The organism is Roseburia sp. OM03-7AC (assembly GCF_003462625.1).
In the GTDB taxonomy this organism is placed as follows: domain Bacteria; phylum Bacillota; class Clostridia; order Lachnospirales; family Lachnospiraceae; genus Roseburia_C; species Roseburia_C amylophila.
This window is the reverse complement of sequence record NZ_QTZJ01000001.1, coordinates 484,885-505,322: the sequence shown is the minus strand read 5'-3', so window position 1 is coordinate 505,322 and position 20,438 is coordinate 484,885. Positions and strand designations below refer to the sequence as shown.

The window sequence follows — 20,438 nt, the reverse complement described above, 5'->3', positions numbered from 1 at the left end:
CACATTCCGAAAATTCGACAACTATTCTTTCTTTTCTGATAAATTTTTATTTTAAATTTCTTAGCATATTATGCTGCAATCACTTTAAGGACTGCTTCTGCCAGCTTCTGATGTCCCTCTTCATTTAAATGTTCTCTATCAGCACTGCTTGGTGCTGCAATATCAGATGCAGCGAGAAAATCGCAGTTGTATTTTAGGGCAATTCTTTGATAAACGAATTTCAATTTTTTAGATACTTCAACAGATTTCTGATTAAATTCAGGATCAAACTCCGGCTCCCAAACTCCTTCTCCCAATTGGATTGGAGAAATTAACAAAATACGGGTATCTGAATCAATTTTCCGGATCTGTTTTAATAATTGTTCTATTCCAAGTCCAATTGCTTCTGCTGATGCATGATATAAGCTTTTGCAGTCATTCGTTCCTAACATAAGAACAACCCGGTCAATTGGAGCGTGGCTTTCTAACAGTGTCGGAAGTAAGGCAGCCCCCTTCCGTCCCTCTTTTAGCCTATCTTCAAAGACGGTGGTTCTACCGCATAAACCTTCTTCTATAATACGATAACCTTTTTCATATAAATGTTGTTCTAAAAGACCTGTCCATCTGGTATCACGTCCATATCTCTCTTTTGTGCCAGGAATTAAACCGTAAGTATTTGAATCACCAAAGCATAATATTTCTTTCATAGTAAACCTCCATTTGTCTAAAATAATGTAATTTGATATATGTAGTTGAAAATAATACTTTTTCTAATTTCCTACTATATTAATATGGTTACTATGAAAAGTCAATATAAAATTAAAAATAATATTTAAAATAGCATTAAAACAAAATCTCTTCTTGTATATCTTATTTATCCAGAAAGGTATCTAATTTATCTAAAAGCGTTCTGTGTTCTGTCATATCTGAAATCCTATTTAAATTCACTGGAAGAATAAGAAACAGTAAGGTACTCTCCCGCATGGATGGTATCACTGGTCAACTGGTTCATATCTTTTACTTCTTCGATATAGGATGCATAATCGGCGTCATCACCGGCATATTGCTGGGCAATCGTCCAGAGAGTATCCCCTTTCTGTACTTCAATGCTGGTATAATATTTATAGGTATTTACCTCATTGGAAGCTTTGCTCTGTGAAGAAGCAAGCAGGTTGCTTCCTAAAATAACACCAAGGATGGTTAAAAGCACTGCCAGAAAAGAAATAATAAGATATCTTTGAATCTGGCACATATATGCTTTGTTTCTTCTTCCGTTTGCACGAATTGCCATCGTACGATTCGATGTATACTGAGTTCCATCCATATATCTGCGCCTGTTGTCCATTCTATTTCCCCTTCCGTAGTATTCTTTATATTCGTTGTATCCATATACTCTATTATCACGATTCATTGTTTCGTCTCCTTTCGAACGTCTGTTGCGAACATTTGTTTATACATGCATTATATATAGGGAACATTCGTTTGTCAAGAAGAAAAGCGAACAAATTTTCGGAATATGTGTTTGCTTTTTCTGTGAACATATGTTAGACTTAGAATATAAAAAGGAGGTAATGAGATGGCATACGGAAAAATCAGTTCAAAACAAAAGGAAATTCTTGAATATATTAAACAGGAAATTTTAAATAAAGGATACCCACCTGCTGTTCGTGAAATTTGTGAAGCAGTTAATCTGAAATCAACTTCTTCGGTTCATTCTCATCTGGAAACTCTTGAGAAGAATGGATATATCAGACGTGACCCTACGAAGCCAAGAGCAATTGAGATCATTGATGACAGCTTTAATTTAACCAGACGTGAGGTTGTTAATGTTCCTATGGTAGGAAGTGTTGCTGCAGGACAGCCGATTCTTGCAGTAGAAAATATTACCAGCTATTTTCCTATTCCGGCAGAGTTTATGCCAAATGCAGAAAGCTTTATGCTTCGAGTTAAGGGAGAAAGTATGATTAATGCAGGTATTTTCGATGGGGATAATGTTCTTGTAAAGCGTCAGTCTACTGCATCTAATGGTGATATTGTGGTTGCTCTTGTAGATGATTCTGCAACGGTTAAGACCTTTTATAAGGAGGATGGTTATTATCGTCTGCAGCCAGAAAATGATTCCATGGATCCAATTATTGTGAAAGAATGTTCTATTCTTGGAAAGGTATTCGGCGTATTCCGTTTCCTGGCTTAGTAATAATTTCAGGCTTATTAAGTAAGTATATTTTAGAAAGAAGGCGCTACCATACAGACTGTGTTTGTACGATAGTGCCTTCCTGATATGCACATCTTATTATATAACTTTTTATATATACCTTTTCATAATATACTTCTTAACTATATATTTCTTAAAGTTCTTCCGGGTCAATATCTTTTCCATCTCTCCAGATGCGCTCTAAATCGTAGAAGAGACGATCTTCTTTTGAGAAGATATGAACGATAATATCACTGTAGTCCATCAGAATCCAGCTGGAACGCTGATTTCCTTCAATCTGTTTTGCATGATAACCGGCTTTATATAACTGTTCATCTACGCTGTCCTGCATAGCCTGTAACTGATTGGCATTACTTCCACTGGCGATAATAAAATAATCTGCGATAACAGATATTTCACTGATATCAATAATACGGATATCTTCTGCCTTCTTTTCCGATAAAGCCTGATATGCAAGCTTCGCCATTTCTTTCGACTGTTTATTCATGAGAACCTCCTGTATAGTAATGATATGTTTCAATTGTCATTGGATCGATATTTTTATCATTTTTACTGCCATTGAGATAATGAATGGTATCACTTAAAATCATTTTCAGTGCTTCATCTAAATCTTCAAAGGCTGTTTTTCTGATTTCTTTTAGGTTTGCTGCTTTATCCCGTTTTGGTTCGATATAATCAGCAATAAATACGATTTTATCCAGTGTATTCATTGCCGGTGCCCCGGTGGTATGAACAGAAATTGCATGAAGAATCTCTTCGTCCTCTACTTCATATAATACTCTGGCAAGAAATGCACCGACTTTAGCATGAAGTAAAAAAGGATTATCCTTTTCCACCTGCGTGACAGGAATGTTATTCTTCGCACAGATTTTTAATTTCTTTTCGTTTGGAATACATTTGGCACAATCGTGAAGCAGACCTGCAAGCTGAGCCTTTTCCATATCATAACCATTTGCCATGGCAAGACAGGCTGAAGTATACATGACCCCTAAAGTATGCTCATAACGGTCTTTATCCAATTCCTTTTTTAATGTTTTTTTTATCTTATTTAATCTTTCGTTCATTGGTGTCTGACCTTCATCCTCCTGATATAAACACTGATGGGCAATATATTCTTCCACTTCCGGTGTGACAAGGTAACGTATCGGTTCCCCTTTTGCTACCCGCTCCCGGATATTATGAGAAGAAACGGAAACATTTGGTGTGATAATCGGCCTTATATCTGCCGCATAGAGCCGCTTTAACTCTGCAGCCTTATTCTTTATCCGGTTCATATCCAAATCGTCTCTGATGGCAACTAAAAGCGTTGCAAGACGGCAAATTTCTGCTGGTTCCATCCATTTATCCAGATAATCAAGGGAATCTGCTCCCATAATGAAATAGAGTTCCCAGTCCGGATAGGTCCGATGAAGCTCCTGCAGCGTCAGATACGTATAACTGGTGCGGGCTGCATTAATCTCCATGGCCGAAAAATAAAAATCCGGATTATTTTTAATCGACAGGCGAATCATTTCCAGCCGGTGGGCAGACTGTTCAATCTCTTTATCATCCTTATGAGGCGAATGTCCCGTTGGAATAAAAAGAATCTGGTCTAAATGATATTGTGTTACCGCATTCTGTGCAATAATCAGATGCCCGATATGAATCGGATCAAAGGTTCCGCCAATAATTCCAATACGCACTTTCTTCAATCTTCTACCACCCTTCCAAGGTATAAAAGCTTTCGTTTATAACAATTCAATCTTTGGATGTTTCTTTGATTTACGGTAAAGAACGATTTTTTTACCAGTTACCGCAACCACCTGTGCATGCGTACGCTCTGCAATTATTTCGCCTAATTTGCGAGGATCATCTGCACAGTTTTTTAATACAGAAATCTTGATTAATTCACGTTTTTCAATAGCATCATCTATTGCAGAAATAATTTCCGGTGTAAGAGATGCCTTTCCAATCTGGAAAATTGGATTTATCGTACTTGCCATTCCTCTTAAATGGGAACGCTGCTTACTCGTTAATTCCATAATGATTTACTCCTTATAATAATCGAATTCAAGTCCATACATACGGACTGTATCACCTTCCTGAATACCCTTTGCCTCTAATTCCTTTAAGATACCCTGTTCTTTTAAGAATTTCTGGAAGAAAAGGAAACCTTTCTCTGAATCAATATTGGTGTAACCCAGCATTTTATCAATTTTAGGACCTTCTACAACATAAGCACCATCTTCCGGATCAACCTCAATGGTATAAGGTTCACCCTCTAATGCTCTGGAATCCGGGAAGAATTCCTGTTCATAGATGACCGGAGTATCGTCCATTTCATCTAAAAGACTCTTCACATAAAACATTAACTCACGGACACCCTGACGGCTGACCGCAGAAATTGGAAATACTTTAATGCCGGATGGCTCAAAGGTTTCTTTTAATTTCTCAATAATTTCATTATTGCCTTCATAAATAGCATCAATTTTATTGGCTGCAATAACCTGAGGTTTCTTTAACAATTCAGGGTTAAAGGATTCCAGCTCCTGATTGATGGCATGAATATCTGCAATCGGATCTCTGCCTTCTGTTCCGGCAGCATCCACAACATGAATAATAACCTTGGTTCGCTCTATATGCTTTAAGAATTCATGTCCAAGACCGATTCCTTCGGATGCCCCTTCAATCAGCCCCGGAATATCAGCCATGACAAATCCGGCACCTTCGCCTAAATCAACGACACCAAGAATCGGATTTAAAGTTGTAAAATGATAATTTGCAATCTTTGGTGTTGCATTGGTGGAACTGGATAATAAAGTTGATTTTCCCACATTTGGGAAGCCGACTAAACCAACGTCAGCAATTACTTTAAGTTCCAGTCGAACTTCAAGTTCCAATGCTTCCTGCCCCGGCTGTGCATATTTCGGTGCCTGCATGGAAGAGGTCGCAAAATGCTGATTGCCAAGTCCACCCTTTCCACCGGTTAAAATAATCTGTCTTTTATTCTCACCGGACATATCTGCAATTACCTTATCGGTAGCTGCATCACGGATAATGGTTCCGGCAGGAACATGGATGACAAGGTCTTCACCCTTTTTTCCGTGGCAGTTTCGTTTTTTTCCTTCTTCTCCGTTTTCTGCAGCCCATTTGTGTTTATGACGGAAATCATTTAATGTATTCATGCTGTCATCTACTTCAAAGATGATATCGCCACCTTTTCCACCATCGCCACCGTCCGGACCGCCATCCGGAACATATTTTTCACGGCGGAAGCTCACATGACCGTTACCGCCTTTTCCTGATTTTATAATAATTTTTGCACTGTCGGCAAACATAATTTTCTACCTCATTATTGATTGTGATTAAATATCAGTTACTGTAATCAAATGATACTTTAATTGTTTCTAAATTACTTCAAGTTAAAATATAGTTTCCTATAAGTGAAAATAGACCCGGCGCTTTCGTGTCGGGTCTATCATGCATCTTATTCGTTTGTTGCTACTGGATAAACAGAAGCCTGTTTCTTATCTCTGCCTTTTCTTTCAAATCTAAGAACACCGTCTGTTAATGCGAATAAAGTATCATCTCCGCCGATACCAACGTTAACGCCTGGATGAATCTTTGTTCCACGCTGTCTGTATAAAATGTTACCAGCCTTAACGAACTGTCCATCTGCTCTTTTTGCACCTAATCTCTTGGATTCAGAATCTCTACCGTTCTTAGTAGAACCAACTCCCTTTTTATGAGCAAAAAACTGAAGGTTCATATTCAACATGTTCTACACCTCCTTGAAGTTTAAAATGATGTAATCATTTCCATAATTGTTTTGTATTCCCTGTAAGCCTAAAACCATTGTGTCCAAAAGTAACTTTGCATCATGTCCTGCCGGCTGCTCAAAAGATACGGAAATCAATCCGGTCTCTTCGTCCTGATTGGTCTTGAACTGTTCTTTTGTGAACATTCCAAGGGCATTGATTGTATTAATCACAAGAACCGAAATTCCTGCACATACAATATCCTCTCCGGCATCTGCATATTCAGCATGTCCGACACAGGAAAAAGCAAGATACTCTTGTTTCTGGTTTCGAAAAATCGTTATCTTTGTCATAACAATTTCCTATCGATTACGCATTAATTTTTTCGATTTTCACCTGTGTGAACGCCTGTCTATGACCGTTCTTCTTGTGATAGCCGGTTTTTCTCTTATACTTGTAAACGATAACTTTCTTAGCTCTGCCTTCTTTTACTACAGAAGCTTCTACAGTTGCATTAGCTGCGTCTGCACCAACTTTTAATCCGTTGTCAGATACTGCTAAAACCTGATCGAAAGTTACTTTCTCACCAGCCTCAACACCAAGCTTTTCAATGGTAATGATATCGCCTTCAGATACTTTGTACTGTTTACCACCTGTTGCTATAATTGCGTACATATGGCACCTCCTATTATCATTACTCGCCAGTTGTGGTGCTATCCTTACGATAGACTTATACCTCACTGTGCGGCATACTGTTGTATCATAGCACACGAATTACGATTCGTCAACTATTTCACGCTATAATTTTAATTATTTTTCAGGTACCATTATTTTTCAGGTACTTTCCGGGTATTGTATTCAGATATTTCTTTGCATATCTTGATAGATACCTTGATGTGGCTTTTGCAGCTGCTATCATCTTAGCTGGGCAACCTGCTCCAAAAGGGTCTTACGCTCCTTCTTCCGGGTCAGCTCCACTAAGCCAAGCTTTGTAATATCCACAAGCCGTACCGGAACCGGGTCTTCTTTTAAGGATAACCGGAACTGGTGCATCAGCTCTTTTCTTTGCTCTTCTTTTGCCATATTGATGAAATCCACAATGACAATTCCTGAAATATTACGAAGCCGGAGCTGTCTTGAAATCTCTGCAGCAGCTTCTAAATTAATCTTATAATAATATTCTTCTGCATTTTTTCCGGAAGTATTCTTTCCACTGTTTACATCAATAACTGTCAGAGCTTCCGTTGGCTGAATGATAAGATAAGCACCGGACTTCATCCAGACCCGTTCCGATATTGCACGCTGTATCTGCGTTTCAAAGGAATAAAGGGTTCCTAATGAAATGGCATCATTTTCATAGAACCGTATCTTAGATAAAATATCAGGATTTCCGGCATAAAGCTGTTGAAGCTCTTCATAGATATTCTTATCATCCGTAATAATTTCACCAAGCTCTTCCTGGTAAAGGTGATTAATGGCATTTTCATAAAATTTCTTTGGCAGCATCAGAATGCTGTAACAGGTACGGAAATGAAAAGTTGCAGCTAACTTCTGATAGTCAGATAAAAGTTTCCGGTATTCTGTTTCCAATTCTTCCGAAGAAGCTCCTGCCGCATTGGTTCTTACGATAAGACTATGCGGCTTTCTTTTTTCTTCCTGTCCGGCATTCTGCTTTGTATCGGTAACTGCTTCTTTTTCAAAAAGCCGCATCTGTTCGAAAAGCTGTACCTGACTGCTTAACCTTTCTTTTTCATCCGCACTTAATTTAGATGAAATGGCAAGGGAACGGTTTTCATTTGTCAGGACAAAATATTTTCCGGTAAGGGAAAGCTTGGTATCTGCAATGGGATACTTGGTCTTGATCGCCTCTTTGGTAATCTGCACCACAAGTTCATCCCCTTCGGTCAGCTTTCCGCTTCTGCACTGCTTCGAAAACCAGGCATCTTTTATATGTGCTGTTTCCAGATAACAGGTTACTCCCTTTGCAATGTCCACAAAAGCGGCATCTAAGTTCGCGGCAATCTTTTTTACCCTGGCAATACAAATTATTCCCGGTACAACCTGATTTTCTTCGGATAACGGATGAAATGCAATTTCCCTAAACTTGTCCTTTTCATCTAACAGTGCCGTAAAATAGGAGTCGCCTACATAATGCTGCCTTGTAATGATAAATTTATTCAAGAATGTCATCTCCCATTTCATCCAATGCAATCAGAGTGCCGTCTTCTTTTCGGGCATATACGTCCACACGATGAATCTGAAACTGCATTTCGTTATAAGGAAGTTCCAGATACCGGTAAAAGGCTTCTAACAAAAGCTCTGGTTTTACATTATCTACGCTTCCTGTAGATACTTTAAGATAAAAGAATGGACAGCCATCTGCTTCCTCAACCTGAAAATCATATACCAGCTGCTTTAAGTCCATGACTTTTTCGCTTTTTTTCGTCTTTTTCGTAACCAGAATCTCCGGAGCATCTTCATAAAATGCTTTTACTTTACCTTTCAATTCATCCAAAGTGAATGGACAATTTCCTTTATCCTTATAAAATACGTTATAGTCTGCTGCTGCAACAATGGACATCGCTGTTTTTGCATGCTCTGGCAGCATCCGGTAAGATACGATTTCAACACCTTCCACCATGGTATCATTTAAAGCCTTAACGGATTCAATTGAACTTCTGGTAGAATGTACTTCAATATCAAGATATTCTCCATCACTGGTGATTCCAACTCCCAGCGGTGCCGCAAAAGACATAATCTGATGCGGGGAAAATCCCTCGGAATATGCAATATCAATCTCAGCACGACGCATTGCTTTCTGGAAATAGCGCATCATATCAAGGTGTCCGATAAATTTCATTACACCATATTTTCGAAATTTAATTCTTATTTTCAAAGCAGACACCTCCCTTAAACTGAGCAGCTCCACAGCCCTGACACTGCATCCGGCAGTTTGGAGTTACTTCTTCTTTTCTGGCACGTTCCCATTCGCGGATTAAGAACTTTTTCGAAACGCCATCATCAATAAAATCCCATGGGAAAATTTCATCCAGAGGACGTTCCCGCATGGTATAGAAATCGGTATCGATGCCACATTCCGCAAAAGCCTCTACCCAGCGGTTATTATCAAAAAATTCCGTCCAGGCATCAAAGATACCACCTTTTTCATAAACCTTAAGCAAAGCAGGGGCAATCCGGCGGTCTCCTCTTGCAAGAATACCCTCTAATACCGTAACATCTGCTTCATGCCAGTTATACTTGATGCTCTTGCGGTTTAACTGTTCTTTTACAGCATCATTTACCACCTTGGCTCTGCCAAGATAGCTGTCCTTATCATACATTCTCGCCCACTGGAATGGAGTAAATGGCTTTGGTACAAAGAAAGAGGTACTGATAGTAATCTGACATTTTCCATTCCGCTCTTCCTTTGGAATTTCATAATAACGGACTGCAATTTTATTGGCAAGTTCTGCTATGGCACGCATATCATCTTCCGTCTCGGTTGGAAGTCCTAGCATGAAATAAAGCTTTACTTTATTCCAGCCGCCTTCAAACGCCATTCCGGCACCATTTAAAATCACCTCTTCCGTCAGTCCTTTATTAATAACATTACGAAGACGCTGGGAACCGGCTTCCGGAGCAAAGGTAAGGCTGCTCTTTCTGATATCCTGCACTTTTCCCATAACGTCTAAGGAAAATGCATCGATACGAAGAGATGGCAGAGAAATATTTACGCCTTTATCCTTAAAGTTATCAATCAGGAAATTAACCAGTTCTTCCAGTTGCGAATAATCACTGGAACTTAAAGAACTTAAAGAAATCTCTTCATGTCCGGTATTCTTTAACATTTCGTAAGCATAATGTTTTAAGACTTCTACATCTTTTTCGCGGACCGGACGGTAAATCATTCCTGCCTGACAGAAACGGCAGCCGCGGATACAGCCACGCTGAATCTCTAATACCACACGATCCTGGGTTGCTTTAATAAAAGGAACAACCGGTTTCTCCGGGTAAACAGAATGGGACATATCCATCTGAATCTGTTTCTTTACCGTTGCCGGCACATCCTCATATTTTGGTGTAAAGGATGCAATCGATCCATCTTCTTTATAAGCCACCTCATACATGGAAGGCACATAGATTCCAGGAATAGACGCTGCACGGCGTAAGAATTCCTTTCTGCTGACCTTTTCTTTCCTGCACTGCTTATACAGCGTAAATAATTCTGTATAAGAAATTTCGCCTTCTCCGATATAGAACAAATCAAAGAAATCTGCAATCGGCTCCGGATTATAGCTGCAAGGACCGCCACCGATTACAATCGGGTCATCTTCTTTTCGCTCAGAAGACAGCATGGCAATCTGGGATAAATCAAGAATCTGTAAAATATTGGTATAGCACATCTCATACTGGATGGTAATACCAAGGAAATCAAAATCCTTAATCGGCTCCTGACTTTCCAGTGCAAATAAAGGAATATTTTTTTCTTTCATAATCTTGTGTAAATCCGGCCACGGAGAATAAACCCGTTCGCAGTATACATCATCCCGTTTATTAAACATATCATATAAAATCTGAATGCCCAGGTGAGACATTCCGATTTCATAGACATCCGGAAAGCACATTGCAAAACGGATGTCAACATCCTTCGGATTCTTCTTTACCATGTTCAGCTCGTTTCCGATATAACGGGCCGGTTTATCAATTGTTAAAAGTATTTCATCACTTAATGCTAAAGTGTTCATCTGGTACCTCAATCATTCTTAAATATCATAATCCGATTTGTGCAAAAAATAACACTTATTTATTTTTGGCAAAATCCGAAATTATCATAACATACTTTTGCAGTTTTGTATAATCATAGTTTTCTTCTAATTGCCGGTACATCCATTTGGTATCTTTTTCACCGGCAGTTCCCGGAAAAGGAAGCTTTCCTTTATCACATAAAACAAACACCACAAAAAGGCAAATACAAAGCAGCCATTTTACTTTCCAAATGGCTGCTTTTCCTGTGTTTATTAACTCCTCGTCCGTGTCTTTCCGTGATTCCGAAAAAGAATTTCTGGCACGAAGAATATATTCCCGTCTGTTTGCAATATAATCCTGTTCCAAATAAATCGCACCTTTCTGCATATCATCGCCTGATTGTTGTTCTGCTGTAATCTATGCAGAAAGTGCAGGAACTATGTATGTTATCTCTGGGCAAGTTCCTGGGTAACATCCTCCCATGTTACGCCTTTTTCTACCATCAATACCATTGCATGATAAAGGAAATCTGAAATTTCATAAATAATCTCTTCCGGTTCCGGATTCTTTGCGGCAATGACAATCTCGGTTGCTTCTTCGCCGACCTTCTTTAAAATCTTATCAATTCCCTTATCGAAAAGGTAGTTGGTATAAGAGCCTTCCTTTGGATGAATCTTACGATCCGCAATAATGGAGTAGACATCCTCAAATACCTGCAGTGGATTTTTCTCAGCATATTCTTTCTTGACAATTTCATTAAAGAAGCAGCTTGGTGCTCCGGTATGACATGCCACGCCAATCTGGGATACCTTTGCAAGAATGGTATCAAAGTCACAGTCTGCCGTTAAAGATTTCACATACTGGATATGACCACTGGTCTCACCCTTCATCCACAACGCCTTACGGCTGCGGCTGTAATAAGTCATCTTTCCGCTGGAAATGGTGGTATTGAACGCTTCTTCATTCATATAAGCTACCATAAGTACTTCATCGGTACGGTAATCCTGTACTACAACAGGTACCATTCCATCCGAATTCAATTTGAAATCACTCCATTTTAATGCCGGAGCAAAATTGTCCATACGGATTCCGCTGGCTGCAAATTCTGTCTTTAATTTCATGATATCTGTCCTGGTATCATTAATAAAAGCGCCACAGATTCCTCTGACATTTTCACGGTTTAATACATCCACCAGTGCATCCTTGTCATAATTATCATACTGAACGACATATGGCAGATTTGTAATATTTTCTACTCCGTCCATCATGGATGGATCAAGAACAATCATTTCATGGAAATATTCATCCAGTTCATCTTTGTGTTTGAATAAGAAATCAATGTTCTTTACAGAAACTATCATACGGTCTTTTCCGAATCGTTTTGCACCTTCCTCCGCCAAAGACATGCTGACAGATTTGGCACCGTTTAAAACAACCTGTTTACATCCGGCATAGATAAATTTCTTAATGTCTTCCAGACGGTTGATATTTCCACCTGCATAAATCGGAATCTCTACAGTACGGAAAATATCTTTTACCGTATGAATATTTTTCTCATGCTCTTCATCACCGGTTGATAAGTCATAGATTAAAATCTTATCAATTCCACTGTCATTATAAAGCTTGGTAAGTTCTTTTAAATCTCCTGCAGAACTAAGGTCACTCGGGCTCTTTACTGCCTCTCCGTTTTTCAGATAAATGGTTGCTACTATATTCTTGTGTTTCATATGCTCACCTATAAACTGCCTTTCGTTGATAATATGTCGGTAATACGCGGGTCAATGATGGTTGCCTCATCCAATGCCTTTGCAAATGCCTTAAACATGGCTTCAATCATATGATGGTTATTTCCGCCTGTAATGACCTTAAGATGTAAATTCATTCCGGCGCTATAGGAAATGGCATAAAAGAATTCTTTTACCATTTCGGTATCCATATAACCTACGCGGTCTGTGGTAAATTCTGCATCAAAGGATAGATACGGTCTTCCGGATAAATCTACCGCACAAAGCACCAGTGTCTCATCCATTGGCAGCATAAAGCTTCCAAAACGTTTGATACCCTTTTTGTCACCGACTGCTTTTTTAATGGCATTGCCAAGGACGATTCCGGTATCTTCAATGGTATGATGACAGTCCACCACCAGATCTCCGGTCACTTTGACATTTAAATCAAATAATCCATGTCTTGCAAAGCCATCTAACATATGGTCGAAAAATCCAATTCCGGTATCTACCTTTGCATCCCCTCTGCCGTCCAAATCAAAGGAAAGGTAAATATCGGTTTCTTTTGTTTTTCTTGTATATTCTGCAATACGTCTTTGTTCCATGAAACAAACCTCCGTTTAGTTTTCGTCTTCAAATCTTACTTTAACGGAATTTGCATGTGCCGTCAACTGTTCGCACTCTGCAAACTGGGCAATATCTTTATATACTTCCTCTAATGCTTCCCTGGAATAGGAAATAATGCTGGATTTCTTAATAAAATCATCTACGGATAATGCAGAGAAGAATTTTGCGGTTCCATTGGTTGGAAGAACGTGGTTTGGTCCTGCAAAATAATCACCAAGCGGTTCACTGCTGTATTCACCGATGAAAATTGCTCCGGCATTTCTTACCTTGGTCATAACTTCAAATGGATTCTTTGTTACAATTTCCATATGTTCGGATGCAATTTCATTTACTGCAGCAATGGCTTCCTCCATATTATCTGCAATTAAAATATATCCATAGTTATCTAAGGATTTCTGGATGATTTCTTTTCTGGAAAGCTGTGCGGTAAATTTTGCTGCTTCCTCAGAAACACGCTCTGCCAGTTCACGGCTTGTGGTAATCAAAATTGCGGAAGCCATTTCATCATGCTCTGCCTGGGATAAAAGGTCGGCTGCAACATATCTTGGATTGGCTGTTTCATCTGCTAATACTAAAATCTCACTTGGTCCGGCGATGGAGTCTATGCTGACATAACCGAATACGGCTTTTTTCGCTAAAGCTACATAAATATTTCCAGGGCCAACAATTTTATCTACTTTTGGAATGCTTTCGGTACCAAAGGCGAGAGCTGCAATTGCCTGTGCGCCTCCTACTTTATAGATGCGGTCTGCACCGGCTTCTCTTGCTGCAACCAGGGTAGAAGGATTTACCTTACCATCTTTTCCAGGCGGTGTTGTCATAATAATTTCATCAACTCCGGCAACCTTGGCCGGAACAATATTCATCAGTACGGAAGAAGGATAAACGGCTTTTCCACCCGGTACATAAACACCGACACGGGCTAATGCGGTTACCTTCTGACCTAAGATAATACCTTTATCCTGGCTGTCAAACCAGCTGTTCTGACGCTGTTTTTCATGATAGGTACGGATATTTACAAGAGATTTCCGGATGACTTCAAGGAGCTTCGGATCTACTGCATCATAAGCCTCCTTAATCTCTTCTTCTGTTACTAAAATATTATCTTTATGAATCGTTGCGCCATCAAATCTCGCTGTATAGTCAAATAATGCAGCATCTCTATTGGCACGTACCGTTTCAATGATTTCCTGTACGCTGGCTTCAAATTTGCCGTAGCTGTTGGGGCTTCTCTTTAAAAGATTCTCTAATATATTACCCTTTGTCTCTTCTGTCAACTCTAAAATACGCATGTTTATGCCTCCTTTAATACCGATTTTAAATCTGTAATTAATTTCGTAATCCGCTCATGTTCCATTTTCATACTAACCTGATTTACGACCATCCGGGCAGAAAGCGGACAAACTTCTTCTAATACTTCAAGTCCGTTTTCACGTAAGGTTGAGCCTGTCTCTACAATATCACATATTACCTCAGAAAGTCCAACAATCGGGGCAAGTTCGATGGAACCGTTTAATTTGATAATTTCTACAGTCTGATGTTTCTTATTATAAAAATAGTCTTTCGCAATGCGCGGATATTTGGTTGCCACACGGATCAGTTCGTGATGCTGTAATAATTCTTTGGATTCTTTTGGACCACAGATACACATTCTGCATTTTCCAAAGCCCAAATCCAATACTTCATAAATATTTCTTGCTTCCTCTAAAATTGTATCCTTTCCTACAATACCGATATCTGCCGCACCATATTCTACATAAGTTGGTACATCCGGTCCCTTGGCAAGGAAGAAACGAAGTTTTAATTCTTCATTGACAAAAATAAGTTTTCTGGTATTCTTGTCTTTCATTTCTTCACAGGTAATGCCGATTTTTTCAAAAGTCTCTAAGGTTTTATTTGCCAGTCTTCCCTTACCTAATGCAAAGGTTAAATATCTCATATCTTCCATTTCTATTCTCCATCCATAAATGTCAGTTCTGCAATCTGATTTCGCAATGCATATGCTTCATAATCTGCTTTTGATTTATCCATTGCCCAGGCAATCAGTTCCACATTGCAGTCCTTTGCCCTCAGTGCAATGGCTTTCTTTACTGCTTCCCTGCGGTATTCCGGTTTGTATACAATCAGCTGATTGTCATGTTTTACGGTAATCTCAATTTTCTGTCTTGAAATTGCTGCCATTAACTGGTCTACTACAATCGCAAATCCAATGGAAGCTGCATCTTTTCCAAAATAAGTAAGAAGCTTGTCATAACGGCCACCCTTTACAATCGGTTCACCGCTTCCGTAAGTATAACCGGCAAAAATTACTCCGGTATAATAATGATAGCTGCTTAACATACCAAATTCATAGGTCACATATTTGTCTACGTCATATACTTTAAGCACCGCATCTAAGTCTTCCAGTCTGCGTATCGCTTTATAAACCCTTGGATAATCAGCTGCATAGGTCTTTGCTTCTTCAAAGGAAGATGCATTATCATAAATGGTTCCAAGCATTCCGAATAATTCTTTTAAATTCTGGTTCATGGAGCAGTCGGAAATCTCTTCTTCCACGCCAAAGAAATTCTTATTGGCAATCAGTTCCCGGATAACTTCTTCCTGTTCTTCGGAAAGCCCTGCCGCTTCCATTAAGCCACGGAAAAATTCCACATGTCCCACACTAATCTGGAAATCCTTTAAACCACTGCTCTTTAATGCGTCAATTGCCATGGCAATCATCTCTGCATCGGCATCTACGGTATCATCTCCGATTAACTCTGCTCCAAGCTGGGTGGATTCCTTTAATCTTCCCTGATAACTATGGTTATTGATAAAGGTATTTCCCATATAAGAAAGGCGGATTGGCATATCCTCATCCATAAAATATTTTGCGGCAGACCGTGCAATAGATGGTGTAATATCCGGTCTTAATACAAGGGTATTTCCTTCCCGGTCAAAAAATTTATATAATTCGCTGGATGGAATGGTTCCAACTTCTTTTCCAAATATATCGAAAAATTCAAAGGTTGGTGTCTGAATACTGTGGTATCCGTGTCGTTTTAAAGCCTTATGCAGCCGATCCTGCAGCTCTAATTTTTTTTCACACTCTTCATTATAAATATCCCGGACACCCTCTGGTGTATGTAACAATTGATTTTTCATATAAACCTCCAGTTTTTCTCAAAACACTTTAGCGTGCTACCATGCTACCACGGTGAATTGCTTTTCCTAGTATATATTACCTGGAAATAATTGTCAATCCCTTAGCTCCAAATCTTTTTTCAAGCCTTCCAGATAGGGAACCAGGATTCCCGACTTCTTTGGCAGGAAAAATTCTGGATTTAATTCTTCTAGCCGGAAGCTCTTCCGTCCGCCATTCTGGGCTCTCTCCCAGAATTCATAAAGCTGTCGGAATGGCATATAGTAAAATTCATCCCGTTGGGTATAAAATATCAGAATAAAAGAAATACCCTGCTGATTTTCAAAATCCTGCATAAACTGAATCTGGTGAGCATGCACATTGGCAAGAGGAAACGTATCAGTGTGACATTCCTTGGCATCAAAGCAGACCGGAATGCCCTGTACTGCCCCGATATAATCTACGGTACTTTTCTGTTCAAAATAGGCAAGGGTAATATGTCTTGTTTCTTTATCAATATTAATTGGTGTAATCGGTGTTGGAATTTTCTGTATCATTGCTAAATTATGCTCTGCATATTTTTCATTGGTCCGGTTAATAAATTCCTCTAACGTAGAACCTCTTAATCCTCTGGAATTCCAAGTTGCCATCAGAGTATACTTCCTTTCTTTTCTTCCGGCAGTGTGTAATAGATTTTATGTTCTTCGAGAATCCTTATTTTCTGATCCCGGACTTCTAATATATTTACACTGCAGTTTGGCTGGTGGCTGTTCCAGAAATCCTTGATTTCAAGTCCTTTTATGTATGCAAGAAATGCCCGGATGATTCCACCATGACAGCAGATGAGCACACGCTTCATTTTTTCTTCCAGCGGAAGAATTTCATGCTTTAAAAAGTCTTCCACCCGGGCAAGTAACGCTTCGTAGCTTTCGCCCTGTTCCGTGGCACGATACTGTTCCGGTGCATGAAACAAATCATCAATATTTTTAAGAGCCGGATTCCAGCTGAGATCAGCAAGCTTCTGCCCTTCTCCTTCTCCGAAATTCATTTCACGGATACGTTCATCATAAGAAACCGGCGTATCTGTTCCACGCAGAATAATCCCTGCCGTCTGTCTGGCACGAATTAACGGACTGCAATAACAGTAGTCAAAAGTCAGTCCTTCGTTTTGGAATCCCTCTTTGGTCTTTTCGGCTAATTCCAGTCCGAATTCATTTAATGGAATGTCAAGTGTTCCCTGTATCAGTCCTTTTTTATTGTAATCGGTTTCTCCATGCCGCATCAGATATACTTTCATCTTACTTATTCATCCTTCCTGTAACATCAGTAGTCTTTCGTTAAAAACAATTACTGCTCTGTGGCATTCTGATTTGCGTAACAAATAGCCTTATTAAAATCATCCGGTGGAGCTGCTTCTACACATCTGCCATCTGCAAATATCATCCGGTAAGCATGTAAAAGCTGATGTTTTACGCCGGTGCGTTCCCGGTAAAAATGATTGATTTTTTCATTACCATATTTACTGTCTCCGATAATCGGATGACCAATGGATGCTAAATGGGCACGGATCTGATGGCTGCGTCCGGTAATCAGATGCACCTGCAGCAGTGTGACATCCTGATATACTTCCAGTGGCTCATACTCGGTTTCGATACAGAGTGCATCCTCTGTTTTTTCCTTTGAAATAAATACACGATTCTGCCTTTCATCCTTCATAAGATACCCCTTTAAATGCTGCGGTGCTGTAATGCATCCGGCTACCAGGCAGAGATAATATTTCTTTACGGTTCTTTTTTTCAAAGCCTCGGATAAATCCTGCAATCCCTTTAACGTCTTTCCGGCTGTCAGAAGTCCTGAAGTATTGCGGTCAAGACGGTTACATACGGACGGTCGAAAGGTCCGCAAATCAGTTTCCTTAAGGGCTCTGCTTTGAAGAAGATATCCGATAATATATTCGTTGGCGGAAATATCGGATGGCTGTGCCTTCTGTGACAGCATTCCGGCAGGTTTATTGATGATTAAAATATCTTCATCTTCATAAACGATATCCAGTGCTGTGGTTGGAAAACTTTCTTTTACCTCTGCTCCTGCAAACTTATCATAAGTTTCATCTGCTAAAAACAGCTTTACTTCATCCATGGCTTCCAGTTTTTCAGAACCATCTGCCTTTTTTCCATTTAATACAATATTCTTCTTCCGAAGCATTTTATAGACAAAGCTTGACGGTGCTTCTTTTAAAAGCTTTTTTAAATATTTATCAAATCGTTGTCCTGCTTCATTTTCTTTAATGATAAATGTTTTCATAACATATCCTTACTATTTCTTTTTATGAACGGTTCGAATCGTATGCTTCTTCTTCGTATTCTGACTGGAAGTCTTTCCCGAATATTTTTCTGTATTTCTGGAATTTCCAGTTTTATACTTTGTCTGATTTTGATTCAGTGTCCGCTTCGTCTTTTTCTTATCCGAAAATGCTTCTTCTTTGGCAAGCTTTCTTGGACGGATGAGGCAATGGGCATCAAAGCCGATTAAATCCGTCCGGTTCGTCTTAACTAACGCTTCATGCACCAAATCATAATTTTCCGGATTACGATACTGTATCAGTGCACGCTGCATGGCTTTCTCATGCGGATTGGTTGCTACATATACCGGCTCCATGGTCCGCGGATCTAAACCCGTATAGTACATACAGGTCGATATGGTGGATGGGGTCGGATAGAAATCCTGTACCTGCTGAGGCATATAACCTAAATCTCTTAAATACTCAGCCAAATCTACTGCCTCCTGCAGGGTCGAACCAGGATGGGAGGACATCAGATATGGGACCAGATACTGTTTTAATCCTAACCGTTCATTCATATCATGATACTTGCGGACAAATTCATTATAAACGGAAACGGGAGGTTTTCCCATTTTCTGTAATACCGGGTCTGAAATATGCTCCGGCGCCACCTTTAGCTGTCCGCTGACATGATATTTACAAAGTTCTTCCAGAAAATTATTTTTCGTATCACATAAAAGATAGTCAAAACGGATACCGGAACGGACAAATACTTTTTTCACGCCTTTGATATTCCGTAATTTACGAAGAAGACTGATATAATCACTATGGTCAGCAACAAGATTTTTACATGGTGTCGGGAACAGACATTGCCGGTTCTTGCAAACTCCCTTTGTGAGCTGCTTCGTACATGCCGGTGCCCTGAAATTAGCAGTCGGACCACCTACATCATGGATATATCCTTTAAAATCCTTATCCTGTGTCATCTTCTTTGCTTCTGCAAGAATGGATTCATGACTTCTGGTCTGAATAATTCTGCCCTGATGAAAAGTTAAGGCACAGAAGCTGCAGCCACCAAAGCAGCCACGGTTACTGACCAGGGAAAATTTTACTTCTTCGATAGCCGGTACACCACCATCCTTTTCATAGATTGGATGATAGGTTCTCATATATGGCAGTGCGTAGATATCATCCATTTCCATCTGGGTCAATGGCTTTGCCGGTGGATTCTGTACGACAAACATTTTCTCATCATAGGTTTCATAAATTCTTCTTGCCGTAAAAGGGTCTGTATTCTGATACTGAAGGTAAAAGCTCTTGGCATACGCTGTCTTGTCCTCTTTGATTTTATTAAAAGACGGCAATTCCAAGGCATCATAAATATCTTCTTTATTTCGGGTCTTAAAAACAGTTCCATCGATATAAGTAATATCCTTTACCGCAAGACCGGAAGCTAACGCATCTGCAATTTCAACAATGCTGTGCTCGCCCATTCCATAAGAAATCAAATCAGCACCGGAGTCCAGAAGAATGGAACGTTTTACCTTATTAGACCAGTAATCATAATGCCCAAGTCTTCTAAGACTTGCTTCAATACCGCCGATAATGATTGGATTATGTTTATAGGTCTGACGGATCAGATTGCAGTAACTTACCACTGCATAATCCGGGCGTTTTCCCATAACGCCACCCGGTGAAAATGCATCATGGGCACGTCTCTTTTTCGATACAGAATAATGGTTTACCATGGAATCCATATTCCCTCCGGAAACGAAAAAGCCAAGCCGTGGCTCGCCCAATATGGTTACGCTTTCCTTGTCACGATAATCCGGCTGTGCAATGATACCCACGGTATAACCATGTGCCTGCAATATTCTACTGATAATAGCATGTCCAAAGGAAGGATGGTCTACATATGCATCTCCGCATATATAGACGAAATCCAGCTGCTTTATCCCTGCTTCTTCCATATCTTTTCTTGAAATTGGTAAAAAACCGTTCTGCATCT

The 20,438-nt window shown here is 39.6% G+C and carries 23 protein-coding genes and 1 pseudogene; 1 reads left to right on the top strand and 23 read right to left on the bottom strand.

The window, feature by feature from the left end:
• Positions 1 to 68: 68 nt before the first annotated feature.
• On the bottom strand, positions 69 to 686 hold the full coding sequence (locus DXB39_RS02515) for an SGNH/GDSL hydrolase family protein (RefSeq protein ID WP_117841061.1): 618 nt from the start codon (positions 684 to 686) through the stop codon (positions 69 to 71).
• 227 nt (positions 687 to 913) lie between these two features.
• On the bottom strand, positions 914 to 1,390 hold the full coding sequence (locus tag DXB39_RS02510) for a LysM peptidoglycan-binding domain-containing protein (protein ID WP_117841062.1): 477 nt from the start codon (positions 1,388 to 1,390) through the stop codon (positions 914 to 916).
• A gap of 165 nt (positions 1,391 to 1,555) precedes the next feature.
• On the opposite strand from DXB39_RS02510, the gene lexA reads away from it, so the two are divergent.
• Complete coding sequence (gene lexA, locus DXB39_RS02505; protein ID WP_022243831.1) at positions 1,556 to 2,173, top strand: transcriptional repressor LexA; 618 nt, start codon at positions 1,556 to 1,558, stop codon at positions 2,171 to 2,173.
• A gap of 154 nt (positions 2,174 to 2,327) precedes the next feature.
• Here lexA and rsfS read toward each other — a convergent pair whose 3' ends face one another.
• From rsfS to DXB39_RS02405, 21 genes and pseudogenes are all read right to left on the bottom strand, one after another.
• Positions 2,328 to 2,681 carry a ribosome silencing factor gene (rsfS, locus tag DXB39_RS02500; RefSeq protein WP_022243832.1) on the bottom strand — a complete coding sequence of 118 codons (354 nt, stop codon included), beginning with the start codon at positions 2,679 to 2,681 and terminating at the stop codon, positions 2,328 to 2,330.
• On the bottom strand, positions 2,674 to 3,258 hold the full coding sequence (yqeK, locus tag DXB39_RS15250; RefSeq protein ID WP_242997800.1) for a bis(5'-nucleosyl)-tetraphosphatase (symmetrical) YqeK: 585 nt from the start codon (positions 3,256 to 3,258) through the stop codon (positions 2,674 to 2,676). Before yqeK ends, rsfS begins: the two co-directional genes overlap by 8 nt.
• A 30-nt stretch (positions 3,259 to 3,288) precedes the next feature.
• A pseudogene (nadD, locus tag DXB39_RS15245) lies at positions 3,289 to 3,876 on the bottom strand (nicotinate-nucleotide adenylyltransferase); the annotation flags it as partial.
• Between the two features lie 45 nt (positions 3,877 to 3,921).
• The gene (yhbY, locus tag DXB39_RS02490; protein WP_117841064.1) at positions 3,922 to 4,215 is read right to left on the bottom strand and encodes a ribosome assembly RNA-binding protein YhbY; all 294 of its coding nucleotides are present in this window, start codon (positions 4,213 to 4,215) and stop codon (positions 3,922 to 3,924) included.
• 6 nt (positions 4,216 to 4,221) lie between these two features.
• Complete coding sequence (gene obgE / locus DXB39_RS02485) at positions 4,222 to 5,511, bottom strand: GTPase ObgE (protein WP_117841065.1); 1,290 nt, start codon at positions 5,509 to 5,511, stop codon at positions 4,222 to 4,224.
• A 149-nt stretch (positions 5,512 to 5,660) separates the two neighbouring features.
• Positions 5,661 to 5,951 (bottom strand): 50S ribosomal protein L27, encoded by a 291-nt coding sequence (gene rpmA, locus DXB39_RS02480; protein ID WP_022243836.1) that lies wholly within the window; start codon positions 5,949 to 5,951, stop codon positions 5,661 to 5,663.
• 3 nt (positions 5,952 to 5,954) lie between these two features.
• The gene (locus tag DXB39_RS02475) at positions 5,955 to 6,284 is read right to left on the bottom strand and encodes a ribosomal-processing cysteine protease Prp (protein ID WP_022243837.1); all 330 of its coding nucleotides are present in this window, start codon (positions 6,282 to 6,284) and stop codon (positions 5,955 to 5,957) included.
• Positions 6,285 to 6,300: 16 nt separating this feature from the next.
• Positions 6,301 to 6,606: a 50S ribosomal protein L21 gene (gene rplU / locus DXB39_RS02470; RefSeq protein ID WP_022243838.1), complete on the bottom strand. Its 306-nt coding sequence runs from the start codon at positions 6,604 to 6,606 to the stop codon at positions 6,301 to 6,303.
• Positions 6,607 to 6,846: 240 nt separating this feature from the next.
• Positions 6,847 to 8,112: a ribonuclease E/G gene (locus DXB39_RS02465; protein WP_158565936.1), complete on the bottom strand. Its 1,266-nt coding sequence runs from the start codon at positions 8,110 to 8,112 to the stop codon at positions 6,847 to 6,849.
• Positions 8,105 to 8,827, bottom strand: a complete 723-nt coding sequence (locus tag DXB39_RS02460; RefSeq protein ID WP_117698623.1) for a TIGR03936 family radical SAM-associated protein — start codon at positions 8,825 to 8,827, stop codon at positions 8,105 to 8,107. Before DXB39_RS02460 ends, DXB39_RS02465 begins: the two co-directional genes overlap by 8 nt.
• On the bottom strand, positions 8,811 to 10,676 hold the full coding sequence (locus DXB39_RS02455; protein ID WP_117841067.1) for a TIGR03960 family B12-binding radical SAM protein: 1,866 nt from the start codon (positions 10,674 to 10,676) through the stop codon (positions 8,811 to 8,813). Before DXB39_RS02455 ends, DXB39_RS02460 begins: the two co-directional genes overlap by 17 nt.
• Positions 10,677 to 10,731: 55 nt before the next feature.
• Positions 10,732 to 11,064 carry a hypothetical protein gene (locus tag DXB39_RS02450; protein WP_117841068.1) on the bottom strand — a complete coding sequence of 111 codons (333 nt, stop codon included), beginning with the start codon at positions 11,062 to 11,064 and terminating at the stop codon, positions 10,732 to 10,734.
• Between the two features lie 59 nt (positions 11,065 to 11,123).
• Complete coding sequence (gene hisIE / locus DXB39_RS02445; RefSeq protein WP_117841069.1) at positions 11,124 to 12,404, bottom strand: bifunctional phosphoribosyl-AMP cyclohydrolase/phosphoribosyl-ATP diphosphatase HisIE; 1,281 nt, start codon at positions 12,402 to 12,404, stop codon at positions 11,124 to 11,126.
• 8 nt (positions 12,405 to 12,412) lie between these two features.
• Entirely contained in the window at positions 12,413 to 13,006 is a 594-nt protein-coding gene (hisB, locus tag DXB39_RS02440) for an imidazoleglycerol-phosphate dehydratase HisB (protein ID WP_117841070.1), read from the bottom strand.
• Positions 13,007 to 13,021: 15 nt separating this feature from the next.
• Positions 13,022 to 14,320, bottom strand: a complete 1,299-nt coding sequence (gene hisD, locus DXB39_RS02435; protein WP_117841071.1) for a histidinol dehydrogenase — start codon at positions 14,318 to 14,320, stop codon at positions 13,022 to 13,024.
• A gap of 2 nt (positions 14,321 to 14,322) precedes the next feature.
• A complete protein-coding gene (hisG, locus tag DXB39_RS02430; RefSeq protein ID WP_117841072.1) occupies positions 14,323 to 14,976 on the bottom strand; it encodes an ATP phosphoribosyltransferase in 654 nt (217 codons plus the stop codon).
• A gap of 2 nt (positions 14,977 to 14,978) precedes the next feature.
• A complete protein-coding gene (hisZ, locus tag DXB39_RS02425) occupies positions 14,979 to 16,172 on the bottom strand; it encodes an ATP phosphoribosyltransferase regulatory subunit (protein WP_117841073.1) in 1,194 nt (397 codons plus the stop codon).
• Positions 16,173 to 16,265: 93 nt separating this feature from the next.
• Entirely contained in the window at positions 16,266 to 16,799 is a 534-nt protein-coding gene (locus tag DXB39_RS02420; protein WP_117841074.1) for a Holliday junction resolvase RecU, read from the bottom strand.
• Positions 16,799 to 17,446, bottom strand: a complete 648-nt coding sequence (locus tag DXB39_RS02415) for a histidine phosphatase family protein (RefSeq protein ID WP_117841075.1) — start codon at positions 17,444 to 17,446, stop codon at positions 16,799 to 16,801. The genes DXB39_RS02420 and DXB39_RS02415 overlap by 1 nt, the downstream gene beginning before the upstream one ends.
• 50 nt (positions 17,447 to 17,496) lie before the next feature.
• Positions 17,497 to 18,453 carry an RluA family pseudouridine synthase gene (locus tag DXB39_RS02410; protein WP_117841076.1) on the bottom strand — a complete coding sequence of 319 codons (957 nt, stop codon included), beginning with the start codon at positions 18,451 to 18,453 and terminating at the stop codon, positions 17,497 to 17,499.
• 12 nt (positions 18,454 to 18,465) lie between these two features.
• On the bottom strand, positions 18,466 to 20,436 hold the full coding sequence (locus tag DXB39_RS02405) for a YgiQ family radical SAM protein (RefSeq protein ID WP_117841077.1): 1,971 nt from the start codon (positions 20,434 to 20,436) through the stop codon (positions 18,466 to 18,468).
• Positions 20,437 to 20,438 lie beyond the last annotated feature (2 nt).

Excerpts from the sequence above, each read along its gene's own strand:
- DXB39_RS02515 (WP_117841061.1), bottom strand. The coding sequence starts at position 686 with ATGAAAGAAATATTATGCTTTGGTGATTCAAATACTTACGGTTTAATT.
- DXB39_RS02510 (WP_117841062.1), bottom strand. The coding sequence starts at position 1,390 with ATGAATCGTGATAATAGAGTATATGGATACAACGAATATAAAGAATAC.
- lexA (WP_022243831.1), top strand. The coding sequence starts at position 1,556 with ATGGCATACGGAAAAATCAGTTCAAAACAAAAGGAAATTCTTGAATAT.
- rsfS (WP_022243832.1), bottom strand. The coding sequence starts at position 2,681 with ATGAATAAACAGTCGAAAGAAATGGCGAAGCTTGCATATCAGGCTTTA.
- yqeK (WP_242997800.1), bottom strand. The coding sequence starts at position 3,258 with ATGAACGAAAGATTAAATAAGATAAAAAAAACATTAAAAAAGGAATTG.
- yhbY (WP_117841064.1), bottom strand. The coding sequence starts at position 4,215 with ATGGAATTAACGAGTAAGCAGCGTTCCCATTTAAGAGGAATGGCAAGT.
- obgE (WP_117841065.1), bottom strand. The coding sequence starts at position 5,511 with ATGTTTGCCGACAGTGCAAAAATTATTATAAAATCAGGAAAAGGCGGT.
- rpmA (WP_022243836.1), bottom strand. The coding sequence starts at position 5,951 with ATGTTGAATATGAACCTTCAGTTTTTTGCTCATAAAAAGGGAGTTGGT.
- DXB39_RS02475 (WP_022243837.1), bottom strand. The coding sequence starts at position 6,284 with ATGACAAAGATAACGATTTTTCGAAACCAGAAACAAGAGTATCTTGCT.
- rplU (WP_022243838.1), bottom strand. The coding sequence starts at position 6,606 with ATGTACGCAATTATAGCAACAGGTGGTAAACAGTACAAAGTATCTGAA.
- DXB39_RS02455 (WP_117841067.1), bottom strand. The coding sequence starts at position 10,676 with ATGAACACTTTAGCATTAAGTGATGAAATACTTTTAACAATTGATAAA.
- DXB39_RS02450 (WP_117841068.1), bottom strand. The coding sequence starts at position 11,064 with ATGCAGAAAGGTGCGATTTATTTGGAACAGGATTATATTGCAAACAGA.
- hisIE (WP_117841069.1), bottom strand. The coding sequence starts at position 12,404 with ATGAAACACAAGAATATAGTAGCAACCATTTATCTGAAAAACGGAGAG.
- hisB (WP_117841070.1), bottom strand. The coding sequence starts at position 13,006 with ATGGAACAAAGACGTATTGCAGAATATACAAGAAAAACAAAAGAAACC.
- hisD (WP_117841071.1), bottom strand. The coding sequence starts at position 14,320 with ATGCGTATTTTAGAGTTGACAGAAGAGACAAAGGGTAATATATTAGAG.
- hisG (WP_117841072.1), bottom strand. The coding sequence starts at position 14,976 with ATGGAAGATATGAGATATTTAACCTTTGCATTAGGTAAGGGAAGACTG.
- hisZ (WP_117841073.1), bottom strand. The coding sequence starts at position 16,172 with ATGAAAAATCAATTGTTACATACACCAGAGGGTGTCCGGGATATTTAT.
- DXB39_RS02420 (WP_117841074.1), bottom strand. The coding sequence starts at position 16,799 with ATGGCAACTTGGAATTCCAGAGGATTAAGAGGTTCTACGTTAGAGGAA.
- DXB39_RS02415 (WP_117841075.1), bottom strand. The coding sequence starts at position 17,446 with ATGAAAGTATATCTGATGCGGCATGGAGAAACCGATTACAATAAAAAA.
- DXB39_RS02410 (WP_117841076.1), bottom strand. The coding sequence starts at position 18,453 with ATGAAAACATTTATCATTAAAGAAAATGAAGCAGGACAACGATTTGAT.
- DXB39_RS02405 (WP_117841077.1), bottom strand. The coding sequence starts at position 20,436 with ATGCAGAACGGTTTTTTACCAATTTCAAGAAAAGATATGGAAGAAGCA.